This window comes from Rhodococcus sp. T7 (assembly GCF_009872365.1).
Classification (GTDB): Bacteria; Actinomycetota; Actinomycetes; order Mycobacteriales; family Mycobacteriaceae; genus Rhodococcus_F.
Genome location: NZ_WXYH01000102.1, coordinates 1 through 8,103, shown reverse-complemented (window position 1 = coordinate 8,103; position 8,103 = coordinate 1). Strand labels below are relative to the sequence as shown.

General features: G+C 67.7%; 9 protein-coding genes. 3 read left to right on the top strand and 6 right to left on the bottom strand.

Going from position 1 to position 8,103, the window contains the following annotated elements; genetic code table 11:
• Nucleotides 1-33: 33 nt before the first annotated feature.
• The gene (locus tag MLGJGCBP_RS12620; protein WP_236581058.1) at nt 34-474 is read right to left on the bottom strand and encodes an alpha/beta fold hydrolase; all 441 of its coding nucleotides are present in this window, start codon (nt 472-474) and stop codon (nt 34-36) included.
• A 53-nt stretch (nt 475-527) separates the two neighbouring features.
• Between MLGJGCBP_RS12620 and MLGJGCBP_RS12615 the strand changes: the two genes are divergently transcribed.
• Complete coding sequence (locus tag MLGJGCBP_RS12615; RefSeq protein ID WP_160095972.1) at nt 528-1,067, top strand: TetR/AcrR family transcriptional regulator; 540 nt, start codon at nt 528-530, stop codon at nt 1,065-1,067.
• 13 nt (nt 1,068-1,080) lie between these two features.
• Here the strand turns inward: MLGJGCBP_RS12615 and MLGJGCBP_RS12610 are convergent, their stop codons facing one another.
• The 4 genes from MLGJGCBP_RS12610 to rox form a co-directional block, all read right to left on the bottom strand.
• A complete protein-coding gene (locus MLGJGCBP_RS12610) occupies nt 1,081-2,811 on the bottom strand; it encodes a sensor histidine kinase (RefSeq protein ID WP_160095970.1) in 1,731 nt (576 codons plus the stop codon).
• A 48-nt stretch (nt 2,812-2,859) separates the two neighbouring features.
• On the bottom strand, nt 2,860-3,507 hold the full coding sequence (locus MLGJGCBP_RS12605; RefSeq protein ID WP_160095968.1) for a response regulator: 648 nt from the start codon (nt 3,505-3,507) through the stop codon (nt 2,860-2,862).
• Nucleotides 3,508-3,581: 74 nt separating this feature from the next.
• Nucleotides 3,582-3,866, bottom strand: a complete 285-nt coding sequence (locus MLGJGCBP_RS12600) for a hypothetical protein (RefSeq protein WP_043823996.1) — start codon at nt 3,864-3,866, stop codon at nt 3,582-3,584.
• Between the two features lie 104 nt (nt 3,867-3,970).
• Nucleotides 3,971-5,404 (bottom strand): rifampin monooxygenase, encoded by a 1,434-nt coding sequence (rox, locus tag MLGJGCBP_RS12595; RefSeq protein WP_160095966.1) that lies wholly within the window; start codon nt 5,402-5,404, stop codon nt 3,971-3,973.
• Between the two features lie 273 nt (nt 5,405-5,677).
• Here rox and MLGJGCBP_RS12590 point away from each other — a divergent pair, with 273 nt between their 5' ends.
• Nucleotides 5,678-5,959, top strand: a complete 282-nt coding sequence (locus MLGJGCBP_RS12590) for a DUF1876 domain-containing protein (RefSeq protein WP_087557380.1) — start codon at nt 5,678-5,680, stop codon at nt 5,957-5,959.
• Between the two features lie 22 nt (nt 5,960-5,981).
• Here MLGJGCBP_RS12590 and MLGJGCBP_RS12585 read toward each other — a convergent pair whose 3' ends face one another.
• Complete coding sequence (locus tag MLGJGCBP_RS12585) at nt 5,982-6,971, bottom strand: Acg family FMN-binding oxidoreductase (RefSeq protein ID WP_160095964.1); 990 nt, start codon at nt 6,969-6,971, stop codon at nt 5,982-5,984.
• A 131-nt stretch (nt 6,972-7,102) separates the two neighbouring features.
• Between MLGJGCBP_RS12585 and MLGJGCBP_RS12580 the strand changes: the two genes are divergently transcribed.
• Nucleotides 7,103-7,504: a hypothetical protein gene (locus MLGJGCBP_RS12580; RefSeq protein ID WP_160095962.1), complete on the top strand. Its 402-nt coding sequence runs from the start codon at nt 7,103-7,105 to the stop codon at nt 7,502-7,504.
• Nucleotides 7,505-8,103 lie beyond the last annotated feature (599 nt).

The following is an 8,103-nucleotide window of genomic DNA, read 5'->3' as shown; positions in this document are numbered from 1 at the left end:
TATTCTTGCAGTTCAGAGCACCTTTCTTCATGATCAACACGCGGCCGGGGCATGACCAGCGTGAAAGCCCGAGGTTAGGCACAGTTCGTATCCGAGCAGTGCGCCCCAGTCGTGCGCGATCAGGCAGACCCGGTCGAGGTCGAGCGCGTCCAGTAGCGCCTCGACGTCGGCGAGCAACTGCGCGCGGGTGTATCCGGTGGGCGGGGCGTCCGTCCAGCCGGCGCCGCGCAGATCCGAGCAGATAACCCGGTAGTGCTCGGTGAGCCCCGGGACGACCCCGCGCCACTCCCACCAGTGCTGGGGGAAGCCGTGGAGTAACACCACCGGGTCGCCGTGACCGGCCTCGGCCACGTGCATCCGCAGGCCGGGGAGCCGGACGTAGCGGTGTCGGACCCCGTCCAGTTCGGGAAAGGTGTTGTCCGGCACTCTGTTCGGGTCGGACACTTCGGCATCGTCGGGGGTCTCGTGTCTCATGACTTCACGCTACTACGATCATAGTGCCGAGTCACTATGTTTATAGTAGCGAGGTGACGTCCACGAGAACGAAGGCGCTCGACGCCGCGATCGACCTGCTCGGAACCGAGGGTCTGCGATCGCTCACCCACGCCCGGGTCGACGACCGCGCCGGCATCCCGAAAGGGTCGACGTCCAACTACTTCCGCACCCGGGCCGCACTGCTCACCGGGACCGTCGACGCGATCGTGGAACGCGAACTGTCCGAAGTCGGCATGCTGGCACCGGCATCCGCGCAAGACCTCGTCGACGCGGTCTGCGGTCTGATCGACTACACGACCGTCGCCAACCGCACCGTCACCGCGGCGCGCCTGATCCTGTTCCTCGAGGCCGGCCACGACCCCGTTCTCCGGGAGGCGCTGGCACGCGGACGGACCGGAATGGAGGCATCGGTCGTCTCCGCGTTCGCCCACCTGGGTGCGCGGGATCCGCAGACCGCCGCCACCGCTCTGATGGCCTGCGCGGAGGGACTGATCCTGCATCGCATCGCCCGCGGAGACACCACCGATCCGCGGCCGGCATTCGAACTGCTGGTGCGGGCGGCACTGAGCTGAAGCACACCCGGACTCAGGGAAGGGGAGCGGACCACCGGAGAGTGGTTCCGCCGCCGAGTGTCGAGTCGATGACGCAGTGCCCGTTAACTTCCCGCGCCCTGGCGGCCAGGTTGTCCAACCCGCTGGTGACGACGGTCTCTTCGAACCCCTTGCCGTCGTCCGCGACCTCGATCGCGAGATCGTCGTACACGGAGATACTGACCGTGACCGTGTCGGCTCCGGCGTGCCGGACCGCGTTGCTCAACGCCTCACGCAGGACCGCCTCGGCATGCTCGGCGAGCGAGGAGTCGATGACGGACAGCGGACCGGACATGTGCACGGTCGTGCGCAACCCGGAATCCGCGGTGGTCTCGGCGACGATCTCGTGCAGGCGCCGCCGGAACTGGGTCATGCCGCCCGAACCGCCGTGCAGGTCGAAAATTGCGGTGCGGATGTCGCGCACGATGTCGTGCAGGTCGTCGATCGACTGTTCGAGCCGGTCCTTGACGACGGGAGCCTTCGCCCGCTGCAGGGTGCTCTGCAGCGACAGGCCGACCGCGAAGAGCCGTTGGATGACGTGGTCGTGGAGATCACGCGCGATCCGGTCGCGATCGGACAGGACGTCGAGTTCACGCATCCGGCGTTGACTGTTCGCCAATTGGAGTGCGACCGCCGCCTGATCCGCGAAACCCGACATCAACGCCAGTTGATCGTCCGTGAACGGCGCCGCATCGACATGACGGAGGGTCACCAGCACCCCGGACACCGACTGCGCGGCACGCAGGGGGAGCGCCAGCGCCGGACCGAACCGGGCTCCGGTCTCGAACCCGGGATCGAACGCCAGCGCGGAGACCCGGAGCGGGGTCCTCTCCCGGAATGCCTCACCGGACGTCGACCTCTCGACCGGGATCGCCCGGCCGATGATCCGATCCGACACCGTCCCCGCCGACGCCGTGACCACGAGCTCGGTGACCTCGTCCGACGGCATGTCGGGATCGTCCGGCACCGCGAGAAAGGCGCTGTCGGCGGTGGTCAGGGCAAGCGCGTCGTCGGCGATCACCTGCAGCACCTCCGCGGTCTCACTGCCGGCGAGCAACTCGGTCGCAATCTCCCGGGTCGCCTCCAGCCAGGCCTGCCGTGTCCGGGACTCCTCGTACAGGCGGGCGTTGTCGATCGCGATACCGGCGGCGGCCGCGAGCGCGCGGAGAAGCACCTCGTCGTCCTCGGTGAACTGCGCGCCGTTGGCCTTCTCCGTGAGATACAGATTCCCGAACACCTCGTCCCGGACCTGAATGGGAACTCCCAGAAAGGTTTTCATCGGCGGATGGTCGGGCGGGAATCCCACCGACACGGGGTGCCGGGACAGGTCCACCAGCCGGACCGGCTTCGGATCCGTGATGAGGAAACCGAGGACGCCGCGACCACGGGGCAGGTCGCCGATCCGCTCCCGCGTCTCCTCGTCGATGCCCTCGTAGACGAACTCGCTCAGCCCCTCGGTCGGGGCGAGCACCCCCAGCGCACCGTACCGGGCGTCGACGAGATCGATCGCCGCGTGCACGATGGTGCGGAGCGTGTTGTCGAGGTCGAGTCCCGACGTGACGGCCAGCATCGCCTCGAGAAGACCGTCGACGTGATCGCGCGCATCGACGATCTGCGCGATGCGGTCCTGCACCTCGGTCAGGAGCTCGCGCAGCCTCAGCTCGGACAGGCTACCGAGCAGGGGCCCTCGGTCGTGTTCGTCCGGTTGACGGGTCACACGACGCATTGTCCCACCCGGCGACCTCACGAGGAGCCGGAACGACCACCGATGCCGTCAGGTTCCGGGCGGTTTCGACGGCATCTTCGTGGCCAGCACCGCCGCCTGTGTCCTGCGCTCCACACCCAGTTTCGTCAGCAGCCGGGACACGTAGTTCTTGACGGTCTTCTCCGCGAGGAACATGCGTGCGGCGATCTGCCGGTTGGTGAGCCCCTCACCGAGCAGGGCGAGCAAGGTCCGCTCCTGATTGGTCAGGTGCGCGAAGATGCCGTCCTTCCCGTCGGCGTCCGCGCGAACCTTGTCCATCAGGACGCCGGCGGCGCGACTGTCGAGCAGAGATTTGCCCGCCCCCACATCGTGGACCGCCTGAGCCAGCTCCATACCCCGGATGTCCTTCACGACGTATCCGCTGGCCCCGGCGAGAATCGCGTCGAGCATCGCCTGCTCGTCCGTGAACGACGTCAGGATGAGGCAATGCAACTCCGGCATCAGCGCGTGCAACTCCCGGCACAGCTCGATGCCGTTGCCGTCGGGCAGACGCACGTCCAGGACGGCGACATCCGGCTTCAGGGCCGGCACCCGCGCCATCGCCTGAGCATAGGAGGCGGCCTCACCGACCACCGTCAGCGCGGGATCGGAGGTGAGGAGATCCGCGATCCCACGCCGGACGACCTCGTGGTCGTCCACCAGGAAAACCCTGATCATGGGCACCCTCCAGACCTGGCCGCGTCACGCTCGGAGAACTCAGATTACGCCGGCGAGCATCGGAAACATGGCCTTCAGCGCGCGGCCGGACGAAACGGTCCGGATCCGCGACGCCGCGGCCGGTGCGGCATCAACATCGCCGCCGCCAACCCCACGGTGGCGACGAGCGTCGCCGCGGCGCCGACTCCGACGAGGGGAGTCGCGAGCCACGCACCCAGCAGGACCACCAGGCCCGCGGTCACCGCTCCCGACACCACCGCGAGCGCGAACCCCGCGGGATGCACGTACAGGAACTCGCCGGGCTCGTCCTCCCACCGATGACGATCCTCGCGCGGCGATGCGGTGGAGTGTTCGAACATGGTGTCCTCGTTCCTTCGCCGGCTCCGATGTCGTGCGCCGGCCCTCGTACAACGGTGCGATAACGGCGAGCACAATGACAGGGCCGAAGGTCACACGTCCGTCCTCAGCCGTCGGCGGGGCCGAACCACGTGGGCAGCACCGCGAGCAGATCCCGTTGATCGTCACCGACCCACGCCACGTGACCGTCCGGCCGGAGCAACACCGCGGGTACGTCCAGTTCCTCGCTGACGTCGACGACATGGTCGATCCGATCCGCCCAGCCCGCCGCGGACAGCCGGCCCGTCTGGTCGAGCAGCAGTCCGCGACCGCCGTGCATCAGCCCGTACAGGCGACCGCGCTTCAGCGCGACGTCCCGCAGACGCCTGCCGAGCAGTTCGTGGCCTGCGCCGAAGTCGTAGCGGACGCCGACCGCGGTGATCTTCTCGATCAGATACCGGTTCACCTCCTCGAAGTCCATCAGTTCCGACAGCAGCCGGCGCACGGCCTGGGGACCCGGCTCGGTGGACATCAACTCCATCTGCGCGCGGGTGTTGTCCAGCACGTCGGCGGCCACCGGGCGCCGCTCGGTCTCATAGCTGTCCAGCAGCCCGTCCGGGGCCCAGCCGCCGATCTCCGCGGCCAGCTTCCAGCCGAGGTTGAACGCGTCCTGGAGGCCGAGGTTGAGGCCCTGCCCGCCGGTCGGCGGGTGGATGTGCGCCGCGTCGCCGGCCAGCAGCACACGGCCGGTCCGGTAGCGCTCCGCCAGCCGGGTGGCGTCGCCGAAGCGGGACAGCCAGCGCGCCGAGTGCGCGCCGAAGTCGGTGCCGGCGAGAGCCCGCACCTGCCGCTTCAGCTCGTCCAGGGTCGGCGGGACCATCCGGTCCTCGGCGACCCCGTCCGCGGGTGCGACGAGGCGGTACACCCCGTCCCCGAGGGGCATGGCGCCGAACCGCTTCTGCGTCTTGCGGACCTCGGCCACCACCGCGGCCAGTTCCTCCGGCGGCGCCGTCAGCTCCACCTCCGCGAGCAGCGTCTCGACCCTCGACGGCTCGCCGGGGAAACCGACGCCGAGCAGCTTTCGGACCGTGCTGCGGCCGCCGTCGCAGCCGACGAGATACCGGGCGCGCAGCCGGGTGTCTCCGGATGCGGCCAGTTCGACGGTCACCCCGTCCTCGTCCTGACTCAGCCCGACCAGTTCGCAGCCGCGCCGGATCTCGACACCGAGTTCGGTGGCGTGCTCGGCCAGCAGGCGCTCGGTGACGGTCTGCGGGATGCCGAGGACGTACCCGTGTGCGGTGTCCAACCGATCGGGCCACGGTTTGTCGATGCCGGCGAAGAAGCCACCAACCTCGTACCGTGTGCCCTCCGCGAGGAAGCGGTCCAGCAGGCCGCGCTGATCCATCAGTTCGATGCTGCGCACGTGCAGGCCGAGCGAGCGGACCACTTTCGTCGGCTCCGGTTCCTTGTCCAGCACGAGCACGTCCACGCCGTGCAGCCGCAACTCGGCGGCCAGCATCAAGCCGGTCGGTCCGCCGCCGGCAACGATCACGTCGATCATTGAAACCCCCATTTCGGCATGCGTGCATTTCGGCCAGTTTGCTCCGCGTATTCCGCAGGCTCTGGCTTCGACGGGAGATTCTGCGGCACGACCCGGGTCTTGCCGCAAGGCCCCCGGTGCGCTATACGTTGAAAGGGGCACGGAGTGGACGACTCCCTGCCTTTTCCTATGCCGTCTCGTGATTCTCACGGTTCCTAGATCTCCGGCACCGTAGAACACTGGGTGACAGGACCACCTCGGTCCCGCACTCACACCGAACGGAGGCCACCGGACATGAACGAGACGACATGGTTGGTGGAAATCGTCATCGACGAACACGACTCGGAGGAAGGCGGCTCCAGAACCCGCGCGCAGGCCCGGCTCCGCACCCGCGACACTCGCACGTTCGTCGGGTCCGGACTCGCCCGCCGAAACCCGGACGACACCGAAATCCCTGAGATCGGAGAGGAATTAGCTACTGCCCGCGCGTTGTCCGACCTCGCGCACCAACTGATCGAGGCCACCGCAGCCGACGTGGAAACGGCCACGCACAGCCGCGTGCACCTCACGGGATAACTGCTCTCACCGCCGCGCCCCGTCAGCGGGGGACACGACGCCGGCCGACCGACAAGACCGATTCGACCGGCCGTCTCGGCGTCTGCCGCGGCGCCGACTTCTTCTCAGTGGTGCCCACCCGGATCAGCGCCTGCGGGAACCCGCGGTCGGGGAGCAGTTCGCGGATGATCTCCCGGCCCTGACGGAGTTCGGTCATGTGGGTCAGCGGACACGTCGACAAACCGCCGACGGTGGCCTCCAGCAGCACCGCGGACAGCGCCTCACCGGCGCGGAGCCACTCACCGCGACCGTCGGTGGCGGTGCTCAGCACCAGTACGGTCGAGTGGTCCGTCTCCGTGGTCGCGCCGGCGTCCCGGCCGGCGGGGAAGTGGCGCCCGATGTCGACGCGATCCCGGTTGTCCGCGGTGGCGAGCGCGTCCGGCGGTATTCCGCCCTGCGCGGTCGAATGACCGGCCCACCAATGCAGCTCGGCCTGATAAGCGGAGTCGTATTTCCTGGCGGCCGCAGTTGTTTCGGTTGCCCTCGCCAGCGCCGGACGCGCCTCCTGCCTCAGCACGGTCAGGTGGACGTCCCGGCGGCGCACCACGTCGTCCAACGCGGCAGGCAGCGGAGTCTTGGCACTGACCGGCCCGAAGGGCCTGCGGTCGGAGTGCCGGTGCCGGATCGCCGCGAGCAGATCGAAGTCGTGCGACTGCGGCCGGGCGTCGTGCCGGAACCGGATCGTCGCCAGGTGACCCGAGCGAGGACCCTCCGGGACACGCTGGACGTCCGCGGCCCACTTGAGAGCGATCAGTGCCGTCTGAAGATGATTCAGCGCCGCACCGCAACTGACCACCAACTGCCGGCCCGACGGGTCGGTGGACGCCAAGACGCGGCCGCGTTCGGTGTAGAGGTCGAGTTGACCGTCGGCGTACGTCCACTGCCACGGCTGGCTGTTGTGTACCGACGGCGCCCGGCAGGCAAGGTCCACGGCAATGCGAACAACGTTCTCGTCGGGAATGGTGTTGTTCACGATCGCCTCCTCGGTGAATCGCGTTCCGCCCCGACCAGCGCGGAACGCCGGTGGCCTGTATCCCAGTGTTCGCCGTCCGTCGGCCTGAGATTAGGGCCGATTGTCACCGCCCGGCCCCAATTTTCTGGTCTGTGGCGATAAAGCGCCAATTTTTTCCGATTGTCGGCGTTGTGCTGTTTGTGCTGGTGGAAGTTGCATTTCGGTGGGGTGTGCTTGCCTGGTCACGGACGCTCGCGGTGTGTTGTCGGTGCTCGTTGGATGCGGTGTACTGGGTTTTTCGGTTTTGCTGGCCGGGTGTGGCGTGGGACCCGGCCTCGATCGTCTCGGTGAAGTTCCGGGGCTTCCATTTCGGTGTTGTGGTGTTCGAGCTCGGCGTGGCCGCCGTGCGTGCTGTCTGTGTCGTGAGTGACCGTCGAGTTGCCATTGCTGTACGGATGGAGTTCGACTTGCGGGGCTGCGTCACCGGTGAGCTTTCTTCGAGAACGCCGGACCGCTTCCCCGTGACAGGTCTTCGCGAGCATGGTCTCGCGTAGGCGTGCGGTGCCTCGATCGACCTGTCGCCATTCGGCGAGTCCGGGCAGGTGACGTTCGGTAGGGACCACCCCACACCGAACATCCTGAACCCGCGGAACACATGAAGGGGTTCAAGCGCGTTTAGGGGCCGTAGCGGCGACACCGTGATGGGCGCTACCGTCCACGGCATGCCCACACTTACTGAGGAGCAGAAGAAGCAGTGCGCCGCGGCCAAAGCTATGCGCCACGCACTCGAAGCCGAGGAATGCGATCGGTGCGAAAGTATGAAGCGACTCGAATGGGAGAAGAACGGAACATATCTGACCCGCGCCGAATTCGAAGCGAATGTGCCATGTCGAGGATGCGGCAGGCCGTTCATCGACAACCGCGGTCCATGGCCAGCGGAAATCCATATGACCCCGGCCGAAGTGGAGGAATACGCCGCCGACCCTGCGTGTCAGGGTTGAGTCCAACGGTTCATAGCAACCCCGCCAGCAGGGCGAGAGACGGATCAACCCAACGATGACGATTCCCCCACCATCCCGGTCGAGGACAATGAGCGAATGGACCTCTCGCACCCCCGCGCCGACGGCCCCCGACCACGACGCACCTTCACCTC